This is a genomic window from Maribacter confluentis (genome assembly GCF_030505015.1).
Taxonomy (GTDB): Bacteria; Bacteroidota; Bacteroidia; order Flavobacteriales; family Flavobacteriaceae; genus Maribacter; species Maribacter sedimenticola.
On sequence record NZ_JAUKUC010000001.1, the window covers coordinates 1,466,247 to 1,489,852 of the forward strand.

A 23,606-nucleotide genomic window follows, 5' to 3' on the forward strand; every position below is an offset into this window, starting at 1 on the left:
GCTGTTAAATTCCCTTTAGCTCGTTGGCCAATTTCTTTAAGGTCATGGACTGTATTAAGTTATCCGCATTGGAAGTAAAAATGGTATGCTGGCCCAATTTTAGATAAAGGGTGTCTTCCTCGGTATCCAAATAAACATCTGAGACGGCAGCATTAATTTCTTCCAATTTTACGTCAAAACGTTTTTTTAGGGTGATGCGCTCCCCCTGTTTGGTCAGTTCAAAACCGGTATAATCAAACAGTCGTTTTAATCCGCTAAAAAAGGTAAAACCAATAAATACCAAAGATGCCATGGCAAATTTATAGGCCAAGGTGAACACATCCAACTCATCGCCATTGATAAAGGTCATGACCAGGTTTATACAACCATATATTCCCAAAAGAAAGACCAATATCCCAATTACAATTCCGATAATATCCGTAAACAAGGCTTTATTGGTGCGCGTTATGGTCAATTCGTCCGAATTTCTTTCCGCCGTAAAACCAAAATCCTTTAAATAATCCAGATTGTTGATTTCTGACAGTTTACGGGCAATGGAATTTTCCAAGGCAGTGGTATCCGTGGCAATAGCACGGGTATTCAACTCGTCCCTTAGTTTCAACTGTGATTCAAAAGTCAACAACGATTCCTGCTGTAATATTACAACAAGTTCGCTATCCGTTTTATCGCTATACATATTCATACCTCCTAATTAATACCCGTTACAGTTCTACGTTCAATAACTGGCCGGTAAGCTGCAGTAATTGTAGTTCGGCCAATTTGGCGTCATATTTTGCTAGATTTTTATTGGTCTGCGCATTCAACAAATTGATCTGCGCCTGCCTAAATTCAATAGATGTAATACTTCCCAATTGAAATTGTTCCCGAGAACGTTCAAAATTGTTCTGGTTGGTAAGTACGTTCTGCTCTTGAATCTGATAAATCTTTAACCTGTTCTCGTAAATGGCCAATGCATTTTGAATATCCCTGTTCACCTCCAATTCTACCTGCTTACGAAGCAACTCTTGATTGGCATAGGTAATTTTTGCATTCTTGACACGTACCGTTGTACCGCCGCCGTCAAATAGGTTCCAAGTAAGGCTTGCACCCAAGCTCATACTGCCTACATTGGAGTTTGTGCCCGGAAAAACGGCTCCCGTCAAGAAAGCTGACGGTGCGTTCTGGTTTCTGTTCCACCCATATGAACCGGTAAGTCCTATCGTTGGTAGATAACCGGATTTGTTGACCTTAATATCATACGCATTAATATTTAAATTGGTCTCTGTCTGTAGAATGGCCACGTTATTGGAAATGGAATTCTCTATATATTCCATAATCTGAAACTTAGGGATAAAAACAATGGTGGTGTCCACTTCATATTCCTCGTTCAGGTTCTGGTTCAATACCACGTTAAGATCACGTTTGGCGTTGGCCAGTTGCTGTTCCGTATTCAACAGATTAATACTGTCATTGGTAACATCTACCTGGGCATTCAATATATCCAGCTTTGTATTTTGTCCGTATTCAAATGAATATTCCGCTCGCTGTATACGATCTTTAGAAATATTCAGCGCCTGCATCTGTACGTTTTTGTTTTCCGTTAATCTGGCGATCTCAAAATATACACTGAACATTTGCAACATGGTATTCTCAATGGTCTCCCGTGCCTGTAAAGTGCTTAACTGGTACTGCTCCTTTAACCGCTTAAATGTATAGAACCTTCCCAACCCATCAAAAAGGGTATAGTTTAAATTTATGGCCGCGTTATACCGCTGGCTTTCGGCATCATTTACTTCAATATCTCCCCTTGGGCTACCATCATCGTTCAACTGACCGGGAAATTCCGTTCTGGTATCATTGTTATTATATGTTGCGCCCGCAGTACCCGTTAAGGTTGGTAGGTAGCCAGAATTTAGAACACTTGCGTTATTCTCCGCAATATCTATCTGGTTCTTTGCTATTTCAATGCCAAAATTATTCTCCAAGGCCTTGACCACGGCCTCTTCCTTTGAAAGCTTTTTCTCTTGGGCAATTGCCCCAAAAACTGGAAACAATACCCATACAAATATCAATCGTAATCTCCTCATTGTGCTATACCTTCTAATTGCTGGTTCAATTTTCATCCTATTCACTATCATGGGAATGCTGCATATGGTTTTCCAAATGTGCCGCTTCTTTTTTCTCCACAATGGCACGCTCTACCTCTTCCTTGGTAATCTTATGGCCAGAAGCCAACATTCTGTTCTTGGATTTTAAATTATTGCTGAACGATAGGAACAAGGGGAGCATTAACAAAGTCAGTACCGTTGCAATACCTATACCATACGCAATGGATATGGCCATAGGTTTTAAAAATTGGGCCTGTCTACTGGTCTCCAACATGAGCGGTGCAAGACCGGCAATTGTAGTAATGGACGTTAGGAAAATGGCCCTAAACCTAGATTTACCGGCTTCAAATATGGCATTATCAAACGTCATACCTTCGCGTAAATTGGAATTGAACTTACCGATCAACACTAAGCCGTCATTTACCATAATACCTACAAGGGCAATGATTCCCAGCAATGAAATTACGTTGATCGGAAAATCATGGATCCAGTGACCCCAAGCTACGGCCGTAAAACTGAACGGCACCAATAATAGTAGCATTAGGGGCTGACTAAAGCTCCTGAACGTAAACGCTATGGTAATATAAATCAATAAAAGCACGGTAAACCCAACCAGTTTCAATGAACCCGTGAGTTTGCCCAACTCCCTGTTCTGTCCCTCATAAGAGGCACTAACCGTAGGATATTTTGATTGTATTTCCGGCATAATGACATTCTGTATCTCTGTCATGATCTCCGTAGGACTGTCCTTAACATCCTTCATATCCGCAGATACCTGAATTTCTCGTCTGCCCTCTAACCTATTGATCGCAACATCACCACGCTCAATGGTGTATTCCGCAATTTCCTTAAGCGGTACACGCTCACCGGTAGGGGTTACGATTCTCATATCGTCCAAATTGGTGATCGAGGAACGTTCATCACGTTCATACCTTACCCACACCCTGATCTCATCCTGAGACCTTTGAAAACGTTGCGCCTGTACGCCAAAGAACCCAGATCTTACCTGTGCCATGATAGCACGTAGGTCCAAGCCCAACAAATAGGCATTCTCCTTTAACGTTAAGCGTATTTCCTTGATTCCCGCCGGATCGTTATCCGATATATCCTTTAACCTAGGATTGGTCACCAAGGTATTCTTTAATTCGGTCTTTGCGGCCTTAAGCTCTTCAATATTATTGCCCAAAAGGGATACGGAGACCGGAGAACCACCAAAGTTACCTCCAGAACCGTAAATTAAACTCTCTACACCAATTACGGGACCCACAAGTTCCTCTAACCTGCTGGTAACCATATCCGCAGAAATGACGTCCGGTCTTTCCTCACCAGGTAATAGGTTAAGCGTTAATTGGGCGGTAGATGACCCCGGACCCAATTGCCTGATTATATTTTCGAACAACACCTTGTCCGTACCCTTTAAATACTTTTCGGTCAATTCCTGATTTACGATTTCCGCTTTTTCCTCGATCATGGAAATAATAGAATCCGTGATCTTTTCATTGGTACCGTTTGGCATTTCCAGTTCAATACCTACCCTATCACTGGCAACCCTTGGAAAAAATGCGGTCCTGATAATTCCCCCGCCAACAGAGCCAATGGTCAAGATAAAGGCAGCGGCAAAAATACTGAACATAAATACCTTGTACTTCATGGAAAAATGTAGAACGGGCGTATACAGGGTATCACGCATCCATGTCATAAGTCGGTCCCCAAATTCATTGATGACCCTTAATTTGGCAAACGCATTTGCAAATCCTGTTTTTGGTTTATCATCTATGGGCTGTAATGCCTTGGAGTGTGCCAAGTGGGCCGGTAGTATAATCAAGGCCTCTACCAGTGAAACCACTAAAGTCAAGATTACGATTACCGATACCTCGCCAAAAAATTCCCCGATCCTACTATCCAAAAACAAGAAGATAGAAAATGCCAATATGGTGGTAATAATGGCCGATATAATAGGTGGCAATACCTCCATAGTACCATCTACAGCAGCTTGTACCGGAGATTTTCCTTTTTCGTAATGCTGATAGATATTCTCTGCGATCACAATACCGTCATCTACCAAAATACCGATAACGATGATCATACCGAACAACGAGAGCACATTAATGGTTACATTAAAAAATCCTGCAAATACGAACATTCCCAAAAATGCTACCGGTAGTCCAAATGCAACCCAAAAGGCCAATCTGGTATTAAGGAACAACGATAGGAATATCAAAACCAATATCATCCCCATAATAGCGTTCTCAGTCAACAATTGGGTACGTTGCACGAGCGTGGTAGATTGGTCTGATACAATATCCAGCTTTACGTTGTTATATTTTTGGTTGAATTCCTCTACGTATTCCTTCACCAGTTCCGCAGAGGCAATTAAATCCTCGTTATTGGTACTGGTAATTGTTGTACTTACGGAAAGATTACCGTTAAAATAGGTTGCATTGGGCGATTCCGCAAAACGATCCTTTACGGTTGCAACATCCTTTAAGCGGATTATAGCCCCGGACGGATCGGCCTTGACCACCAAATTGGAAAGTTCATCGCCAAAATAAGAACGATTGTTTGCCCTGATCAAATATTCTTCGGCATCGGTCTTTATATTACCTCCCGTTACCAATATATTGGCGTTACTGACCGCATTGGCCACTTCGGTAAATGTTATATTATAGGCCAATAGATTGTTTTCATTGACGGCAATCTCTATTTCCTCTTGCGGAAAACCGGTTATGGAAATTTGTGATATGCCCGGCATGGCCCGTAAATCATTCTCAATTTCCCTGCCCACGCTCTTTAGTGTGGCCAAGGGAATATTATCACCACTAATGGCAAAGGCAATGGTTTGGCGTACGGCCTCTAATTTTGATACGATCAACGGTTCCATACCCGTAGGAAAGGTGGGTACCCGATCTACCGCATTTTTAACCTCCAAGAGCATAAAATCTATATCCTCCCCCTTTTCAATTTCCACATTGATGGTACCACTGTTCTCCCTTGATGTTGAGGTAACACGGTCTACACCTTGTAATCCTTTTAAGTTATCCTCTATTTTAAGGACGATACCTTCTTCCACTTCCTGTGGAGATGCACCTGGGTAGGTAATGGTTATTGATATATTCTTGGAATCCGTTAAAGGAAAGAACGATGACTTTAAGGACTTTGCACCCACAATACCAAATAGTGCAAAGGAGATTACCACTACATTTACGGCAACGTGGTACCGTATAAAGTATTCTATCAGTTTGCGCATTATCCTTTGGTATTATCTGGTTGTTCAGCGTAAATTTTAACGGCCATACCGGTATAGGCCCCGATCAATGGCTTGCTCATAATCGTAACCCCGTTGGGAACATTTTTAAGGACCACACGTTTATCCGAAAAATAGACCGGATCAACATCTATGATATCCAGAACGGAATCCCTTACCACAAAAATCTGGTTTCCTTCCAACAATAAATTTCTATCTATTTCTATAGCGTTTTCCTCTTTTTTGGCATCCAAATTCGCTTCTAAATACATGCCTTCTCGCAAATTCTTATCTACGACCTCTATATAAGCCTTTACCGTTTGCGATGCCTGGTCTATATTTCCGTTTATTCGTGAAACCTTTCCTTTGTAGATTACATTATCATCTAGACTGGTAAGTTCTACGGACTCTCCTACTTTTAAAAGGTCCGTGTAGGACTTACTGATGGATACCTCCAATTCATATACTTCCGGATTAATGAACTCCCCTAACTTTTGTCCCGATCGCACCAAAGTACCTTCTGTTACCAAAGCCTCTGTCAACACACCGGTAAATGGCGCAGCAATACGATATTTTGACAAGCGCTGTTCCAAATTCTTAACATTGTAATAACTGGTCAATATACCCCTACCGGATATAAAGAACTTTTCCTTCTCCGTAGTCATCTCAGGCAGTGCCGGGGTGCTTTTGGACATATCAAAATTCTCCAGATATTTTTGCCACTTTGGATAAATATCCGGATAATCTAACCGCAAATCCGGCATTACCGAAGTTAACTGGTTAAATAGATTGCTCTTGGCAGATTGGACACTTGCCGCATATTCATCGGCATCTATATTGATAATAGTTTCCCCTTGCCTAAAGGATTGCCCTTCCTTGAACAGCTTACTGCCCTTTTTAAATACGCCCTGTACTTCTGCATAAAGTTCTACACGCTGTTTGGCCGATAGGTTACCATTGGCCGTTACCACAATAGGAACGGTACCGTTTTCAACAACTTCCGTAAATACGGTCTTGACCACCTTCTCTGATCTTGGCTTAAATGTTTTCTTGCTATCAATGATAACCTTGGAAAAAAAGATGGATATGACAATTAATAATATGCCTAAACCGGTAAAAATAATTTTGCGCATTTTGTTGTTATTTATAAAACATATCTAAAAAATACAAAGTCAAATATACCCCCCACCAACCTACTTGACCATAGTTTTACCTTGAAACGGCCAAAAAGCAAAGTGAAACGACATTATCCTAAATTGAGTTATAGTCCAGAAACTTCATTTCCCCCATGCTAGCCCTAGCAACCCTATTACTATATTGACGATCATAAAAGCTATTTAATAAGGCTTTTAGAACATTTTGAACACTATTCCCTAAATTCTTAAAAAACATTGTCAAAACATGAACGTAACCGCTTTTAAACCTGCTATTTATTTGATTATGAACAGATTTAAAAACAAAAAGCGAAACTACAAAAAAAGACATATGGCATTTGTTTTGAGCATGGTTAAAGAAATCATAAAGTATAGGTATCGTCTACTATATACTGCATAAAAAAAGGGATGCTTGGCATCCCTTTTTTATCTATATTTTATTCTAATTAGTGTTTTACATCCTCAAACTTGGTATCTACCAACCTTGTTTCGCTAACACCTACTTTACTGAACTTCATGTTCAAAAACTCATCATCACTATCAAAAACAGCCAACTTTTGCGACTGTAACTGCATTAATGAATTCAAGGACCTGAAATCGTTTCCTTGTAACTGTATAAATTCCAGGTTATTTAAACTTGCTACACTACTTGGCAAATCTCCTTCAAACTTATTATAGGATAGGATCAATTCCTTTAGATTCATCAACTTGCCAAGTTCAACATCTATTGTTCCGGCCAATTTATTGCCAAATAACTCTAATTGCTCCAATTTGGACAATTTTTCAATAGATTTTGGCAAATGGCCTTCTAGATAATTACTGGAAAGATTCAATATTTTTAAGTTTTGCAAACTCCCTATTCCATCAGGTATTTCTCCTTCCAATAGGTTATTGAACATGGACAGTTCCTCCAGATTATGCATTTTGGTATAATCCGCAGGAAGACTACCGCTAAATTTGTTCATTTCCAAACGTATGGTCTTCAATGTACCGACCTTAAAAATTTCTTGGGGCAAATTACCCTCAAGAGCGTTGAACGCCAGGTTTAGGGTCTCTAAATTGGTAAGCGCAGTTATACCTGCGGGAATTTTACCTTTAAGATTGTTTCTATACAGTTTAAGGCCTACAACATGATTGTTTTCTATTTGTACGCCGTACCATGTAGTGGGATCCTCGTTTAAATTCCATGGGTTCTGCCAGTTTTCACCAAGCGTACTTTTATGGAACTTAATTAAATATTGTTTTTCACTTTTTGGTATTTGGGCAATGGACGTAAAATTACAGGCCAGCACAAAAAGGACGGTTAAGCTTTTGAAGGTATTTTTCATAATGAAAAATTTTTGTTGGTTTTGGGGGATTAAATGATGCTCATCTTCTGTCAACTCTGTTAAAAAACAGGGCTGCCATAAAAAAGCAGTTATTCTATAACGTATTAAAATTGATTTTATGATAGATTATTGTGTTAAAAATACACAACCAAGAAAGAGATGTAGTTGTACATCTCTTTCTATCACCAAACTAACTAAAAGTGTAAACTACTCTTACTCTTCAATATCATCTTCAAATTTAGTATCCGCCATTTTGGTCTTACTAAAGTTGATATCCTTAAATTCAAGTTTTCTATCGTCCTTGTCATAATCAAAAACCAAATACTCCTTGGTCTCCAAAAACTCTAAAGCCTTAAAAGAACTAAAATTGTTATTCTGTATCTGAAATACTTCCAAACTTGCCAGTTGGGCAAATTCACTGGGTATTTCGCCATTTAAATTATTATTGGCCAAAACCAATTCCTTTAGGTTAGACAAATTGCCCATATCATTGGGTATGGCACCTTCCAATTTATTTTCAAACAATCCCAAAGTTTCCAATTGGGTCAATTGTCCTAATGAACTAGGTATATCACCATAGAAATTATTGCTGGACAAGTTCAATATCTTAAGTCCCCTTAAATTGCCTACCGTGGCAGGTATCTTACCGGTTAAAAAATTATTGAATGCAGAAAGCTCCTCTAGTTGGTACAGATTACCTATTTCCATTGGTAGCTCTCCTTTTAACCTGTTCATCTCCAGCTTCAACACCTTTAGGTTATTTAAGCTGGCTATTTCTTGGGGAAAATTCCCTGTCAATGAGTTAAAGGCCAAATTTAGCACCTCTAAATGTTCCAACTTTCCTATTTCAGAAGAGATTGGCCCCATTAGATTATTGTGAAATAAATTGATCTCTACAACTTTGTCATCTACCACCTTTACACCGTACCATTGTGAAACCGGCTTTTTCAAATCCCACTTTTTAACCCAATGCTGACCATTTGTACTTGTATAAAAATCCATTAAGGCCTTTTTCTCCTTTTTGGAAATTTCTGCAAAACATACGGTAGTCAGTAAAAACAAACTGAAACTTAAAGAGTATATTTTTTTCATATGTTGGTGGTTTTTAGCATCCAATACTTAGGAATTGTCCTACAAATTTGAACTATTAACGCTGAAAACTAAAATTTTATCGTTGTGCAACCACCGTTTGTTGTGAAAGTTACCTTTTCTGTTGTAAAACGTGTTAAAACAGGTGTCTATAAAAATACCTTAACTTAAAGACTCTATATCCATTGTAAGATTTTCCCACTGCTGCATGAGCTTTTCCAGTTTATCCTTTTTAGCCTGATAGGAATCAAAAAAGTTAGGTTTTTGAATGGTAGTATCATAATCTACCAATAGATTGTGGTCAATTTCCTTGATTTCCTTCTCTAGACTGCCCACCTTACTTTCTACGGAACTAAGTTGATTTTTTAAACTTTTAAGCTTCTTTTGATCCTGAAATGAATTTTCCATGGGCTTGACCTTTTCTACGGCCACTGCTTGTTTTTTTTCTATGGCCCTGAAATTTTCCACTTTTCGCTGTTCCAAATAGAAATCCACATCGCCCAGATATTCATTTATCCTAGAATCCTTGAATTCATAGACCTTATTGGTTAATCCTTGAAGGAAATCCCTATCGTGGGATACCAATATCAACGTACCCTCAAAATTTAAACATGCCTGTTTTAATACGTTCTTGGATTTGATGTCCAAGTGATTGGTAGGTTCATCCATCACCAATACATTAAAAGGCTGTAACAGCATTTTGGCCAGGGCAAGGCGGTTACGTTCACCCCCTGACAATACCTTAACATACTTTTCCACCTCATCTCCCCTGAACAAAAAAGAACCTAAAATATCCCTTACCTTACTTCGGTTACTTTCATTGGCCGCGTCTATCATAGTGTCCAATATGGTTTTGTTACCATCTAGATATTCCGCTTGGTTTTGGGCAAAGTACCCTATTTGCACATTATGGCCCAATTTTAATCGTCCCTCATGCTCCAGCTCACCAACAATAATTTTTGCCAAAGTAGATTTTCCCTGTCCGTTCTGACCAACAAAGGCCGTTTTGCTATCGCGCTCTATAAGCAGGTTAATATCATCAAGAACCAAATTGCTTCCGTATGATTTTGACAACCCTTCTATTTCTACCACTACCTTACCGGGTGTGATGGACACTGGAAAACGAAGGTTCATTACGCTATTATCATCTTCATCTACCTCTATACGCTCAATTTTATCGAGCTTTTTAATAAGGGACTGGGCCATTGATGCCTTTGTAGATTTGGCCCTAAATTTTTCAATTAAACGTTCTGCCTGTTGAATCTCCTTTTCCTGGTTCTTTTGGGCGTTTAACTGTTGTTGTTTAATCTCGTTACGCAAGACCAAGTATTGGGTATATGGTTTGTTATAATCATAGATTCGTCCCAAGGATATTTCTATGGTCCTATTGGTAACATTGTCCAAGAACATTTTATCGTGAGATACGATGACCACGGCGCCCGTATAATTATTTAAAAATTGCTCGAACCAAATGATCGATTCAATATCCAAATGGTTGGTTGGCTCATCCAGCAAAAGCACATCGTTACTCTGCAACAATAGTTTTGCCAATTCAATTCTCATTCGCCATCCACCTGAAAAAGTTTCGGTCTTTTTATCAAAATCTTCCCGCTTAAATCCTAAGCCCTGTAATATCTTTTCTGTTTCGCCTTGATAATTATAACCTCCCAAAATCTCATAATGCTGGGAGACATCGTTAAGGTCTATGATCAGCTGACTATACGAATCCGTTTCATAATCCGTACGTTCTGCCAGTTGATGATTGATCTCATCTAACCTAAGCTCCAATTTTTTGATTTCCTCAAATGCCTGATAGGCTTCTTCCAAAACGGTTCTTCCCTGTACAAAATCTATATCTTGCCTAAGAAAACCGATTTTAATATCCTTTTCTACCGCTATAACCCCGGTATCCAGAGCCATGTCCCTATTCAACAATTTTAGCAGTGTAGATTTTCCCGCACCGTTTTTACCTACTAAGCCTACTCTATTCCCTGCATTTAGACGAAAAGAGATTTCCTCGAACAAATATTCTCCGCCAAAGGAGACTGATAGGTTATGAACGTTTAACATAAAATATAATTCTTCTGTTTTAAATTTTTACCCATAACAAATGATAGGGCAAACTGTATACTTATAATTTTTTGGACGGTTATCAAAAGGATAAAAAGAGCCGCCTTTTTGTATCTTTACATAAAGTTTTGCAAATGTTAAAAAAAGGAAACAAACTCTACAGCATTTTAACAGGAAGTTGTCCCCGATGTCATCAAGAAAGTATGTATTTGGATAAAAACCCCTATCATTTAAGCAAAATTTTTAAAATGCATGAAAAGTGCGGTCATTGTGGTTTTAAATATAAGATAGAACCCTCTTTTTTTTATGGGGCCATGTATGTTAGTTATGCGGTAGGAATTGCTTTTGCGGTTGCCGCCTTTGTAATTGCAAGGCTTTTTATTGGTGCAGACCTTATACAGACTTTTATAGCCATTGTTTTAACCATGATTGCCTTTATGCCGGTTATCATGCGGCTATCCAGAAATATATGGATCAACATTTTTGTGAAGTATGAAGCTAGTACCAAGGCCAATACACCTTAATTGGGTAAAAATCTATTAATGTCCATTTCCTTATCCAAAGGCCTTTGCATTTCTATATGTTCAAAAAGTGCCTTGGATGCCCATGGACCTATGATAATCCCGTGAGAACCAAAACCGTTCAACACCCACATATTAGGGTATTGCGGATGTTTACCTACCAAGGGCCTTCTATCCTTTACCGTTGGCCTAACCCCCGCTTCTTGGCCTACGACCGTATATTTGCATTTTAAAAGGGTATTCAATTTATTGATGATTTCCTTTTCTGCCCACAGGGTAATGTCGTTATCCTTATCACCCCTGTTATAAGTAGCCCCAACCTTATACCGATCATTTCCTAATGGAATAAGGAACAGGGAAAATTTTACAAGACTTTCTTCCTTTAATTCCTTGGATTCTATAATGAGATACTCCCCTTTTGAACCCTGTAAGGGCAAATACTTAAAATATGGATTTGTAGTAAGTCCAAAGCCTTCACAAAAAATGATATGCCTGGCCGTGATAGCACCATACACCACATCTTTGCTACCAAATTTCAATTTATTGTAATCAAGGGTCCCATAGTGCATTATTCCTTGTTCTACCAACCACTGTTCATAGGTATCTAGCAATAATGAAGTATTCAATTTTCCGGTATGCAGTACTTTTCCCAATTTGTTGGGCACGTTAAGATGAGGATTATTATTAGTGACCAATTGGGTATCCAAAAATAGCTTTAGCCGTTCCTTATCCGCAGCCTCATACCATAAATTCTGTTCCTCTATTGAAGCAAATTTTCGTAATACGCTTAATCTCCTGTTAAAATGAACTCCTAAAAACTGCTCTAATTGAGTATAAAATTCCGTGGCATAAAACAATTGTTCATCTGCTTTCCAAGAAAGTGTAAACCGCTTTAGGATTATAGGATTGTAAAGGCCTCCTGCCACCCTAGAGGATGTTTGCGACCGATCATTGAACACTACAAACGTCTTGTTGTTTCGCCGTAAAGTTTCACAAAAAGAAGTTCCGGCCAACCCTAACCCTACCACTATATAATCTACCATTGGGCAAATGTAATCACAAAACCATAAAATGTTTTATAAAAACAAAAAACCCAATCTTAGGATTGGGTTTTTAAAAATGAATTGGATTTTTATATGATGCTTAATAAGCCCACATATCTTGTTCTTTATCTCTGATTGTTTCCTTGATACGTTTTGCCTCAAGCAATTGAAACAATGCATTGTCAGAAATATAGGAATCAATTTCCCTATCTCCCTGTACGTTATCCTCTTTATAGATAACCGCATTGAACCTACGTGCATTCAGCAACATATCAAAAGATATGGGTTGTGCAGAGTTTTGTTGGTTGAACACCTTTGCCTCATGTAAAATCTCACGGGCATCTGGGTACCATACCCAAAACAATTCAACCATATCTGGGTTATCGTCATCCATGAAGTTGACATCCGGTGCTACCGGAGCAATCCCCAAAAGACGATACTTTAATTCTCCCTGCCTTTTGTCAAAATACCAAATTCCTTTAATATGGTACTCTTCAATGTCTGCCGCGGAAATACTTCTACGAGTAATGTACTCTTCAGAAACCGTTTCTCCGGCATTCATTTGTTCGTATCCATAATCCAAGGTATCAACCATTTGCAAGGCATCCTTTAAATCGTCATACGATCTTTTTTTAGTGAAATAAGAATCTGTATACGTTTCTAATTTTCCACTCTTTAAATTTTTAATTAGAACATGATATAAAGACCTTCTATCCGGTCCAATATCCATGGTATCCGTAGGATAATATAGCGGAAAGTTTACACGCTCATCCAAATCTACGGTCTCCCATAAAGTTTTGGACCAAAGTATATCCCTATCATCTACATAACCATATTCCAAGGGTGCATCGTTATCTACGGCTTTCTGCGCTTCTGTACGAATACCAACCTCTTCAGGTTTTTTGGCATTCAAAACATTTGCCTGGGCCATCATAGATATGGGCAACAATGTTACCGCCCCGATTACAAAAACATTTTTCCAATTCATGTTTGTTTCACTTTAAAATTAACCGGGCAAGATCAACTTACCCGGTATCATTCCATTTATTTAGTTTGTAATCTCCACAACAACTGGAGATACTTTCTTCAACTTGTAACTTTTGTTATTGGTGATGTATGCTTCAATATCGAAAATCTGCACGATATCACCTCTTTTGGCACGTTGTAGAGCCGCTTTAGCTTTACTGTCCATTTTGTTTCCTCTAACAGAAACAGTTGGCTGTCCCGGCACCTTGAATTTGAAACCGCTTACCGCAAGGTTCAAATCAAAATCAAAATCCTCTAGACCCGCACCTATAGTAGCGATCTCTACGTTTCTTTTAGGAAGTTTAATGCTACCAGTCTGCTTACTAATACTACCTTCTGGCCTTGGAATATCCTTGATCCTGAATTCAGATTTAGAAGTTATAGGCTGACCATCTGGCAACGTACCTGAAGCTGTAATGGTAACCGTTCTACCCGTTCCTGGGTTCATTACGTATTTACTACCGCTAACCGCTTTAAGACCAGGAGCAGAAGCCCTTACCTTATTATTTGGTATACCTGGTATAGAAATAGACATTGGGTTGGCAACACCTCTATATACCACGTTCATCTTGTCAGCAGCGATCAATGCCGCATTTGGCTTAGAAATGGTAGCAAAAGAATTGTTCACCTCTACAGGAATTTCTTCACCGTCTTGCTTAAAGTAGATCGTACCTTTTACTTCATGATCACCGGCAGAACCAGAATTGATAAGCATTTTTACACCACCTGCCTCTAATTTATAATCAGAACCTTCAGATAATTTTCTACCGTCCAAGGTTAACTCAGCTCTTACTGGAGTAGAAGAGTTATCCGTTTTGCTGATGATGATCTTACCATCGTACTTTTCACCTGCATAATAAGCAGATTTAGTAGCTGCAAGGGATGTAGCAAAGTTCTTTAAAGATACCTGACTGGTCAACTCACCTTCTAACATAGATTTTAAAGCTGCTTCTTCAGTAACTTTTACATCTGCTTGAAGAGCGGTCAATTTAGCCAATGAAGCTACTAAAGGATAACCTTCATAATGATAGTTTATCCAATCTTGCATACCATCTTTAGCTTGTACCTTACCTTCTGCATTTCCTGTTTGGAAACGATCTATAACCGAGCTCTTTAATGAAGCTGGTACGATAGCCGCAACATTATCCCTATAGTCAGTAAGTCTTTTCATGAACTCTTTGCCTCCTTCTGAAAGATTGTCCCCTTGAAAGAACTTTTGATCTAAGAAATCTGAATTGTCCATTCTTGCATAATCCTTTGGATTCTCAAGACCTTCCGTCATTCCAGTTTTAAGCGACTCTAGATAATCATAATACTCCTGAGACATTGCTTTGATCTGTTGAGCATTCTTGTACAGCTTTTCATATTTAGCCGCATCTTCAGATGCTTTGGTTTCCAGACTACCCAAGAACGCTTCGTTACTTGCGGTTGTCATTGCGTTTGAAGTCTCTAGCTTTTCATTCATTATACCGAATGCGGCCAATACTTCCTTACTCATATTTAGTGCCAACATCGCGATGAAGATCAAATACATTAAGTTGATCATCTTCTGACGTGGTGTTGCTTTTCCTCCTGCCATGGATTTTTAGATTTTAATTATTAATTAATTTGGGGTTTGGTAAAAAATCCAATTAGTTTTTACTCATTGCAGATAACATACCACCGTACACACCGTTCAATGAAGAAAGGTTGGTAGACAAAGATGCCATTTGATCTTTTAGCGCACTTGCATTCTGAACTACTTCCTCGTTTACTGAAGCTTGTCTGCTAGCACTTTCCAACTGTACTTTATAAAGACTGTTCAAAGACTCCATTTGAGCTGCAGCCTGAACCATTTCACTAGAATATTTCTTTGTAGACTCCATTGCATCCACTGTTGGAGCGATACCTTTGGCAGCACCTTCAAAATTCTTAATACTAGTTCCCAAGCTTTCCATAAGACTTGCATCTACGCCAGCTTCTTTTAACAAATCATCTAATTTCTTAGATAAAGACGCTTCTGCTTCTTTTACTTCTGCAGCTTGACCTTTTTTAGGGGCTTTGCTTTCACCACCAGCCAATTCTGGGTATACCAATGACCAATCTAAATCGTCATCTACTGGTTCAAATGCACTGATCGCAAATATAAGGGCCTCCGTAATAAGACCTACCGCTAATAATAGACCACCTGTTAGTGGACCAAATTCCCAGTGTAGAATTTTAAACAATGCTCCAATAATTACTACTGATGCTCCTAGGCCATAGGCCATGTTAAATAATTTTTTTGTGGATTTTGACTGTGCCATGATTTTAATTTAATTAAGGTTTAATAAAAAAGATTTGGTTAAAAATTTAATTTGAATTTATTATAAAACTGTTAATATTTCTATTTATTGTGTAGAGTCCTCTTCACCCATATAATCTTGTACGGTCCTGAAACCTATGTAACTACGGGCAGAATCTGCATATTCGTAATCCCTGGTACTTACTTGTAAGAAGTATGCAACATCTTTCCAAGAACCACCTCTAATTACTTTTCTGGTATTGGACTGATCACCTCCGTTAGGGTTCATTGTGGATACGTAATCATATGCACTTGGGTCATAACTAGAGTTTGTCCATTCAGAAACGTTACCGGCCATGTTGTACATATTAAAATCGTTTGGTTCATAGGATTTAGCCTCTACGGTATACAATGCCGCATCTGCCGCATAATCACCACGCTGGGGTTTAAAGTTGGCCATGAAACAACCTGTATCACTAATTACATATGGACCACCCCAAGGATATGTTCCACCTTCAATGCCTCCTCTGGCAGCATATTCCCATTCTGCCTCTGTAGGTAGCCTAAATTGGTTGACGAACTGTCTTCCACGACTCTTATTATCATCATTCTTGAACTTGGTTCTCCAATTACAAAATGCTTTGGCCTGTTTCCAAGTAATACCTACTACAGGATAATCACTATAGGCATCATGCCAAAAATAATCATTGTGCATTGGCTCGTTATACGAATAGGAGAAATCCCTTATCCATACCGTGGTATCAGGATATATCTCGACTTCTTCCGTACGTATAAATTCTTTTCTGCTTTTGTTTCCTTTGATCGATGCACGTGCAGCAGCTTCTATATCCATCCAATTGTACTTGTATTTCAACTGTTTTACATCAATAGTACGCTGTCCGTTGTAAGACTCCTCCTCAGACAAGTAGATGCTGTCCATAATCTCGGTATAATATTCATCTGGATATTCCGAAGTGTCCCAAATTAAATCCTCATCCTTGTTCAAGGCCCTACCTTCATAACCGGTTTTGCCCATTCCTGAATAATTGTCCAACATATATTTGTCATATACTGAAGACCTGGTCGTATCCGCATCCTTAAATGCATAATCACCAATACCACCTTCTTCAGGACCAATTCCCAACTCATCGGCCAAAATGGCCAATTTGGTTCTTACGATAGAATCCTTTACCCACTCTACGAATTGACGGTATTCGCTATTCGTAATTTCGGTATCATCCATATAGAAGGAACGTACCGTAACCGTTTTGGTAGGTGCGTTCAACAATTTTGCTTGGTCTTCTTCACTTTTACCCATAATGAAAGAACCTCTTGGGATAAGTTCCATTCCATAAGGTTTTTCGGGATACCACTTTTTTCCCTGGACTCCAGTTAGCTCACCTTTCTGTTTAGACCCACAACTTGTGAGTAAAAAAACAAACGCTATAGAGGATAACAATAGCTTCTTCATACTTTAGGTTAAATTTCGATTATGGTTTAACTATAGAATACAATGGTTTATTCTAACATCTAAAACTATGTTTTAAATAAAATATTGTATTAAAGTCTTTTAATGCTTTAAAAATATTCTCGTTCAATTAAAGCCTTTCTTATAGGCCTTGTACCACCTTTCAGGAATCTGTTGATTACATGCATCTACATAATCCTTCTCGGTGCATGGTAATAACGCAGGTGTATGACCTTTAGTATGTGAAGTGTAAATAGATGGTACTTCTGTCCACCATCTTTCTGTTAGTAAGCTTTTATAAAAGACCAATTCTTCGTCTTCGCTAGGTACGTTGTATTTGACAAAATCGTCTGATTTTGAGTAAGGAGACTCTTGAATCCTGTAATTGATTCCTTCTATGAAGTACCATATAATCTGGGAAATTAGCTGCTGGGACTGGACATTGTTGTCCATTTCATAAATTCCAAAAACCGACACCTTATCGCTAAGCCCGGCATATCTTGCAATGGCACAAATTTCGCGGCCATCAAAACCATTTGGCGAAAAATTGGCAGAATGGGATAATTCACTCGCCTTAACTGCACGCAAATCCAAACTCACCATATGCGCGTTTCTTAATACGGGTTCTGCCAAGGTAAGATCATTGGCCACTTCCCCTAATCTGTAGGCATCAAAAAACAAGCGTTCCATTAAATCAATTTCCTCTTGGGCATTGAAATAACTTTGATAACCAATATTTGAAAAATTAAAAAGATTATTTGGCTTATCCGTAATAATCTTGCTCATATAGGAATGTGACGAGATCAATTCATCATCAATGCCAAAATCAAAACGGCTGTCAATGGCCACCAAATTGATCATATCCTTAATACCATCAAATGCCCTGTAAGCCGGATAGGTAATATCTTGTGTTGCGCCAAGGATAATGGGGGTGATTTGCTCTTCCAACAAGCCCGCTACTACTTCCCTTACCACAAAATAAGTGTCTTCAACCGTAGCACCTTCCTCTATATCACCCAAATCTACCAGAGTGGCGTTCCAATTACCCACCAGAAGTTTATACAATTGTAACCGTATACCGGAAACGTCCAATTTTTCATGCTTTTTTTCATAAGCATTCCTGGATTCCCTAACCCCTAAAAAAGCAACGGTGGCATTCGCCAATACGGGCAACCCGTCATTTTCAGTGTGTATATAGGTGTTTTTACCAATGGCTTGGTTGGGCAGCAACTCATTGTGGGCCAAAACCTTGTCCTGCACCGGAACTAAAAAATCAAAGGCCATGTAGTAATCTTTATTTTGGGTTGTACCTTAGGTTAACTGTTTTGATCTCCATGAAAATACTACTATTTCCATGAACAAAAATATTATTTTTTTGTTTTTGGTTTTGCCTTTGCCTTAGGTTTCGCTTTTGCCTTTGCCTTCTTTTTAGGGGTTTTCTGCTCGATCAATTTTTGAGCCTCCTCCAGGGTAATCTTTGTAGCATCGACCGTTTTGGCCAATTCTACCTTGATCTTTCCCTTGATGATATTATGACGGCCCCATCTTGCCTTTTCTACCCGTATACCTTCTTCTTCCCAATTATGGACTACCTTGTCAATCTCTTTCTGCTTTTTGGTCTCTATCAGCTCAACAATATCGTCCTTGGAAAGATGATCAAAATCATACTTTTTATTGACATTGATGAACATGCCGTTCCATTTTATAAATGGTCCAAATCTACCGACGCCCTTGGTGACCTCTTTCTCCTCGTACATGGCAATAGGTGCATCTGCTTTCTGTTTTGCCTGTATCAGCTCAATGGCCCTATCCATTTCTATATCAAAAGCACTTTCACCTTTATCCATGGAAATGAATTTCTCCCCAAATTTAACATAAGGCCCAAACCTGCCCACATTGGCCAAAACTTCTTCTCCCTCATAAACACCCAGCCTTCTTGGTAATTTAAACAGATCCATAGCCTCTTCAAAGGTGATGGTGTTTAGAGAATGTTCCGGTAACAGACTGGCAAAAGTTGGTTTCTCCTCATCATCAACGGTTCCTATCTGTACCATAGGTCCAAATCTTCCCAACCGGACCGATACTTGCTTACCGCTTTTAGGGTCTTTGCCCAAAATTCTTTCTCCGCTGGCCCTATCCGCATTTTCTTCTACATCAAGCACATTGGGATGAAAATCCTTATAAAAGTTTTTCATCATCTTTTTCCAATCCTCTTCACCAGAAGCTATTTCATCAAAATCCTCTTCTACCTGCGCGGTAAAATTATAATCCAGAATATTTGCAAAATTACTTACCAAGAAATCGGTAACGATCATACCAATGTCCGTTGGCACCATTTTTCCTTTATCCGATCCTACATTTTCGGTAAGATTCTTTTCATTAATCTGATCGGCCTGCAAAACCAATTGTGTGTACTTCCTTTCCATACCTTCTACAGTGCCTTTTTCCACATACCCTCTATTAAGAATCGTAGAAATCGTAGGGGCATAGGTAGACGGTCTACCAATACCCAACTCTTCTAATTTCTTTACCAATGAGGCTTCCGTAAAACGGTATGGCGGACGGGTAAAACGCTCCGTTGCGCTAATAAAATTATTGATCAGGCGCTCCCCATCTTTCATGGCCGGAAGCATACCTTCCTGTTCTTCCGCCAAATCCTCATCATCTACACTTTCCATGTAGACTTTTAGAAAACCATCAAATTTTATGACCTCACCATTCGCGGTAAATTCTTCCGTATGTGTGTTTGCCTTGATTTTTACATTGGTGCGTTCCAACTGTGCGTCGCTCATTTGCGATGCTACGGTACGTTTCCAGATCAGGTCATATAATTTGGACTGATCTCTTTCCAAAGATGGGGATTGATTTCCCATATCCGTTGGCCTAATGGCCTCATGTGCCTCTTGGGCTCCTTTGGACTTACCTACAAAATTTCTGGTCTCACTATATTTTTCACCGTAATTCTTTACAATTGCCTCCTTTGCCGAAACCAACGCTTCGTTAGATAGGTTAACACTATCCGTTCTCATATAGGTAATTAAACCTGCTTCATATAAACGTTGGGCCACCTGCATGGTTCTCCCAACCGAAAAGTAAAGTTTTCTAGATGCTTCTTGTTGTAAGGTAGATGTCGTAAATGGTGCAGAAGGCGACTTTTTTGCCGGTTTCTTGTCCAATTTACTTACGGAAAAATCGGCCGCTTTATTTTGCTTTAAAAATGCTTCCGCTTCTTCCTTGGTAGAGAATGTCTTGTTAAGTTTGGCGGAAAAAACGCTACCGGCCTCAGTTTTAAACTCGGCCGCTATCTTGAAAGAAGCTTGGGGTTCAAAACCCTCTATATCACGCTCACGTTCAACGATCAAACGCACCGCTACGGACTGTACACGCCCAGCAGAAAGTCCCGGTTTGATCTTTTTCCATAAAACAGGCGATAATTGATACCCTACCAAACGATCTAAAACTCGTCTTGCCTGTTGCGCATTTACAAGGTTAAAATTAATCTCACGCGGATTTTCTATGGCTTTTTGTATAGCCGCCTTGGTAACCGAGTTGAAAACGATCCTTTTTGTTTTCTTCTTATCAAGACCAAGCTCTTCTGCCAAATGCCAGGAAATGGCTTCTCCCTCACGGTCCTCATCACTTGCAAGCCATATGGTTTCCGCTTTATCGGCAAGTCCCTTAAGTTTTTTAACCAAGGCTTTTTTGTCCTTGTCCACTATATATTTTGGTGTGAAATCATTTTCGACATCCACTCCCAATTCCTTAGAGGGTAAATCCGCTATGTGTCCAAAGCTTGATTCTACCTTAAAATCCTTTCCTAAAAACTTCTCAATAGTCTTGGCCTTTGCAGGAGACTCAACAATTACTAAATTTTTCGCCATCAACCTTGTTTATACCTACAAATGTATACTAAAATTTAAACTTTGGAATTTCAAACATTTATTTCTTCCTGTTATTTATTAGAACTACGGCCATAAAATCATTTTTTTACTACTTAAAAAAAATTAGTCCGCCATTTTCATTATTCCCTATTTTTTAAAATGGACGGACAATTGCCACAACATAAAAATTAACCTGGCCACTACCTTCCACGACCTCAAAAAGCATAAAAAAAGGAAGTCAATGGCTTCCTTTTACTTTCTATTTTATGGTATAGTGGCTACAGCTCCAAAGTACTTAACAACTTAATATCACTGTCCACATATTCATATTGATATAACGTTTGGTCCCCAATCATCAACAAACTAGAGGATAATGGAATTACGTCATAAGCTACAATATCTTTAAAATGGCTGACCATGGTAATATTTGGAGCATTGCTTTTATCATACACTTTTAAACCGGCCCCGCCATCACAAATAAACAATTGATCTCCTTTTACCCCTAAACCGTTTGGTCCTTCCATAGGATAAATAACCTTTAGCTCTGGGTTTTTTAAGTTAGAGACATCTATGATATAAAGACCACTTTCCGTACCGCCGCACATGTTACCCCCTTTGAGGGTTACGTATGCATAGGTCCCATCTACCACTACAGGATCACAAGCGGTGCCATGCCTAAATTCGGAAATAAACTCAGGTTTTTCCGGATCTTTGATATCATAGATATACATTCCTTGCCTGCCACCCAAAAACAGTATTTCACCTTGGTTAAATATGGTTTCAATATCCCAGCCCACCTGCACGTCTTCCAGGACCTTAGGTTGCTCCAAATCCGCAATGTCGAAAATATTTAAATCGCTATAATCCACCACATATAAATAATCCCCAATAATTTTAAAACGGGCCAAAGAACCGCCCTGGCCCACCGCATCTTGTTGGGAATTCAACGTATTTTCGGACACAAAGGCCAAATCACAATTATCACAGTTAAATTGTTTCTCATAATCGGCTACGGACCTTCTCTCCATGTTAACTTCCCAGCCAACCACAATATCCTTGTCATAATCAATATCCCCATATTCATAAATATCCGCTTGGGGAAAAGTTACATTGGTCATCCAAACACCATTATTATAAATGGCATTCTCCATTTTACTGATCAAACTAATTGCACTGATATCCGATATATTGAACACGACCAAGTCTCCATAACTATCCGCATATAATTTATCATCCTTTATGGATATATCATTATTGCCTTCCAGTTTTATAAAAGCGATACGCTCTGGATTTTGAGGTGAGGAATTATCTATTACATGAAAACCTAAGCCCACATCATTGACAAAGATATAGTTCTTATAGGCATATACTTTTCCTGAAGACACTACAGGTATCGGCTCCATAATATCTATGGCTTCTGCCTTGAACGAAACAGCATTCTTTAGAATAGGACGTGCCACTAAATAATCTTCATATGGACCATCATTGTCACATGAACAGAATACTGCCAATACTACTAGAAATACTATTAAGATTTTTGAATTCATGGTCTTGGTTATTTAAACATTTACCATAAGATGCTAAAATTCAATATTAGTTGCGTTACACCATATTAATTTAAATAAGCATCCTCCACAAAACCAACTCCGTCCTTGTACATAAAATAGGTGGGCACCTTGCTGAACATTGCAGTAAAAAAAATCCCTACACAGCATAACAACAATCCCAATTCAGCTACTATACCCGCAACCAATACCAACAAAAATATGATTAACCAATTCTTGTTTCCCAAGATAAAACTTGCTTTCACCATACCAAATGCAGATAATTCGTTGGAAAAAGCCAAAAAGGCGGGCAATAGTGAAAGCGGAACAATGACATAGAACAACCCTACACCGCAGGCCAGCATTCCTAAAAGTGCAACACCCATAATATATAGGGCAAGTATAAATACTTTACCAATTCTGCCATCCCTAAAAAAATAAAAATAGTCGTCAACACCATCTTTTTCTTCATCCTTTTGCCTACAAATCCTTAAGAAAGCCGCATTAATTGCCAGACTAAAGGTGCTTACCCCAATAATTACTATAGGTGACAAAATACCCATTGCAACCGCAACCATAGGTGGCAACTCATTATGCTCCAAAGCATATGGGTCAGTGATACCTGTGGCAATCATGGGAATATAAAGTATTATATAAAAAGGAAGTATTGTCAAGAATGTGAGCAGTAAGGCAATAAAACCCTGAACCCATATTTTTTTAAACAATTCTATGGATCTATTGAATATACTTCCAAATTCCAAATTTGGTCTAGACTTTATTTCAGTAATTTTTTTCTCTAAATTCATGTTATAGCTGGTTGTTGTGTTATCAACAAATTTAAAATATTAACGGTTCCAAAGCCTAAAAATACCCTAAATAAGTATGTCA

The 23,606-nt window shown here is 38.8% G+C and carries 17 protein-coding genes; 1 reads left to right on the top strand and 16 read right to left on the bottom strand.

All coding sequences use genetic code 11. From position 1 onward, the window contains the following. Positions 1-4 precede the first annotated feature (4 nt). From Q2T41_RS06410 to Q2T41_RS06440, 7 genes are all read right to left on the bottom strand, one after another. On the bottom strand, positions 5-682 hold the full coding sequence (locus Q2T41_RS06410; RefSeq protein ID WP_304435399.1) for a hypothetical protein: 678 nt from the start codon (positions 680-682) through the stop codon (positions 5-7). A 19-nt stretch (positions 683-701) separates the two neighbouring features. Beyond that, positions 702-2,102, bottom strand: coding sequence for a TolC family protein (locus tag Q2T41_RS06415; protein ID WP_379921118.1), 1,401 nt, complete (start codon positions 2,100-2,102; stop codon positions 702-704). Between the two features lies 1 nt (position 2,103). After that, positions 2,104-5,334 carry an efflux RND transporter permease subunit gene (locus Q2T41_RS06420; protein WP_304435400.1) on the bottom strand — a complete coding sequence of 1,077 codons (3,231 nt, stop codon included), beginning with the start codon at positions 5,332-5,334 and terminating at the stop codon, positions 2,104-2,106. Next, the gene (locus Q2T41_RS06425) at positions 5,334-6,464 is read right to left on the bottom strand and encodes an efflux RND transporter periplasmic adaptor subunit (protein ID WP_089260648.1); all 1,131 of its coding nucleotides are present in this window, start codon (positions 6,462-6,464) and stop codon (positions 5,334-5,336) included. Before Q2T41_RS06425 ends, Q2T41_RS06420 begins: the two co-directional genes overlap by 1 nt. Before the next feature lie 467 nt (positions 6,465-6,931). After that, complete coding sequence (locus tag Q2T41_RS06430) at positions 6,932-7,813, bottom strand: leucine-rich repeat domain-containing protein (RefSeq protein ID WP_304435401.1); 882 nt, start codon at positions 7,811-7,813, stop codon at positions 6,932-6,934. Positions 7,814-8,026: 213 nt separating this feature from the next. Next, positions 8,027-8,905 (bottom strand): leucine-rich repeat domain-containing protein, encoded by an 879-nt coding sequence (locus Q2T41_RS06435; RefSeq protein ID WP_304435402.1) that lies wholly within the window; start codon positions 8,903-8,905, stop codon positions 8,027-8,029. 159 nt (positions 8,906-9,064) lie between these two features. Continuing rightward, positions 9,065-10,972, bottom strand: a complete 1,908-nt coding sequence (locus Q2T41_RS06440) for an ABC-F family ATP-binding cassette domain-containing protein (protein WP_304435403.1) — start codon at positions 10,970-10,972, stop codon at positions 9,065-9,067. Positions 10,973-11,106: 134 nt separating this feature from the next. On the opposite strand from Q2T41_RS06440, the gene Q2T41_RS06445 reads away from it, so the two are divergent. Next, the gene (locus tag Q2T41_RS06445) at positions 11,107-11,496 is read left to right on the top strand and encodes a DUF983 domain-containing protein (protein WP_089261234.1); all 390 of its coding nucleotides are present in this window, start codon (positions 11,107-11,109) and stop codon (positions 11,494-11,496) included. Here Q2T41_RS06445 and Q2T41_RS06450 read toward each other — a convergent pair. The 9 genes from Q2T41_RS06450 to Q2T41_RS06490 form a co-directional block, all read right to left on the bottom strand. Continuing rightward, positions 11,493-12,536: an NAD(P)/FAD-dependent oxidoreductase gene (locus Q2T41_RS06450; protein ID WP_304435404.1), complete on the bottom strand. Its 1,044-nt coding sequence runs from the start codon at positions 12,534-12,536 to the stop codon at positions 11,493-11,495. The genes Q2T41_RS06445 and Q2T41_RS06450 overlap by 4 nt on opposite strands. Positions 12,537-12,636: 100 nt before the next feature. Further along, the gene (gene porN, locus Q2T41_RS06455; protein ID WP_089260653.1) at positions 12,637-13,524 is read right to left on the bottom strand and encodes a type IX secretion system ring subunit PorN/GldN; all 888 of its coding nucleotides are present in this window, start codon (positions 13,522-13,524) and stop codon (positions 12,637-12,639) included. A gap of 60 nt (positions 13,525-13,584) precedes the next feature. After that, on the bottom strand, positions 13,585-15,141 hold the full coding sequence (gene porM, locus Q2T41_RS06460) for a type IX secretion system motor protein PorM/GldM (RefSeq protein ID WP_089260654.1): 1,557 nt from the start codon (positions 15,139-15,141) through the stop codon (positions 13,585-13,587). Between the two features lie 52 nt (positions 15,142-15,193). Continuing rightward, a complete protein-coding gene (porL, locus tag Q2T41_RS06465; protein WP_089260655.1) occupies positions 15,194-15,847 on the bottom strand; it encodes a type IX secretion system motor protein PorL/GldL in 654 nt (217 codons plus the stop codon). A gap of 84 nt (positions 15,848-15,931) precedes the next feature. Then, a complete protein-coding gene (porK, locus tag Q2T41_RS06470; RefSeq protein ID WP_089260656.1) occupies positions 15,932-17,296 on the bottom strand; it encodes a T9SS ring complex lipoprotein PorK/GldK in 1,365 nt (454 codons plus the stop codon). A gap of 123 nt (positions 17,297-17,419) precedes the next feature. Next, entirely contained in the window at positions 17,420-18,577 is a 1,158-nt protein-coding gene (locus Q2T41_RS06475; RefSeq protein ID WP_304435405.1) for a formimidoylglutamase, read from the bottom strand. 83 nt (positions 18,578-18,660) lie between these two features. After that, positions 18,661-21,174 carry a type I DNA topoisomerase gene (topA, locus tag Q2T41_RS06480; RefSeq protein ID WP_304435406.1) on the bottom strand — a complete coding sequence of 838 codons (2,514 nt, stop codon included), beginning with the start codon at positions 21,172-21,174 and terminating at the stop codon, positions 18,661-18,663. 278 nt (positions 21,175-21,452) lie between these two features. Continuing rightward, positions 21,453-22,721 carry an LVIVD repeat-containing protein gene (locus Q2T41_RS06485; protein WP_304435407.1) on the bottom strand — a complete coding sequence of 423 codons (1,269 nt, stop codon included), beginning with the start codon at positions 22,719-22,721 and terminating at the stop codon, positions 21,453-21,455. Between the two features lie 65 nt (positions 22,722-22,786). Beyond that, positions 22,787-23,524 carry a hypothetical protein gene (locus Q2T41_RS06490; protein ID WP_304435408.1) on the bottom strand — a complete coding sequence of 246 codons (738 nt, stop codon included), beginning with the start codon at positions 23,522-23,524 and terminating at the stop codon, positions 22,787-22,789. Positions 23,525-23,606: the final 82 nt, after the last annotated feature.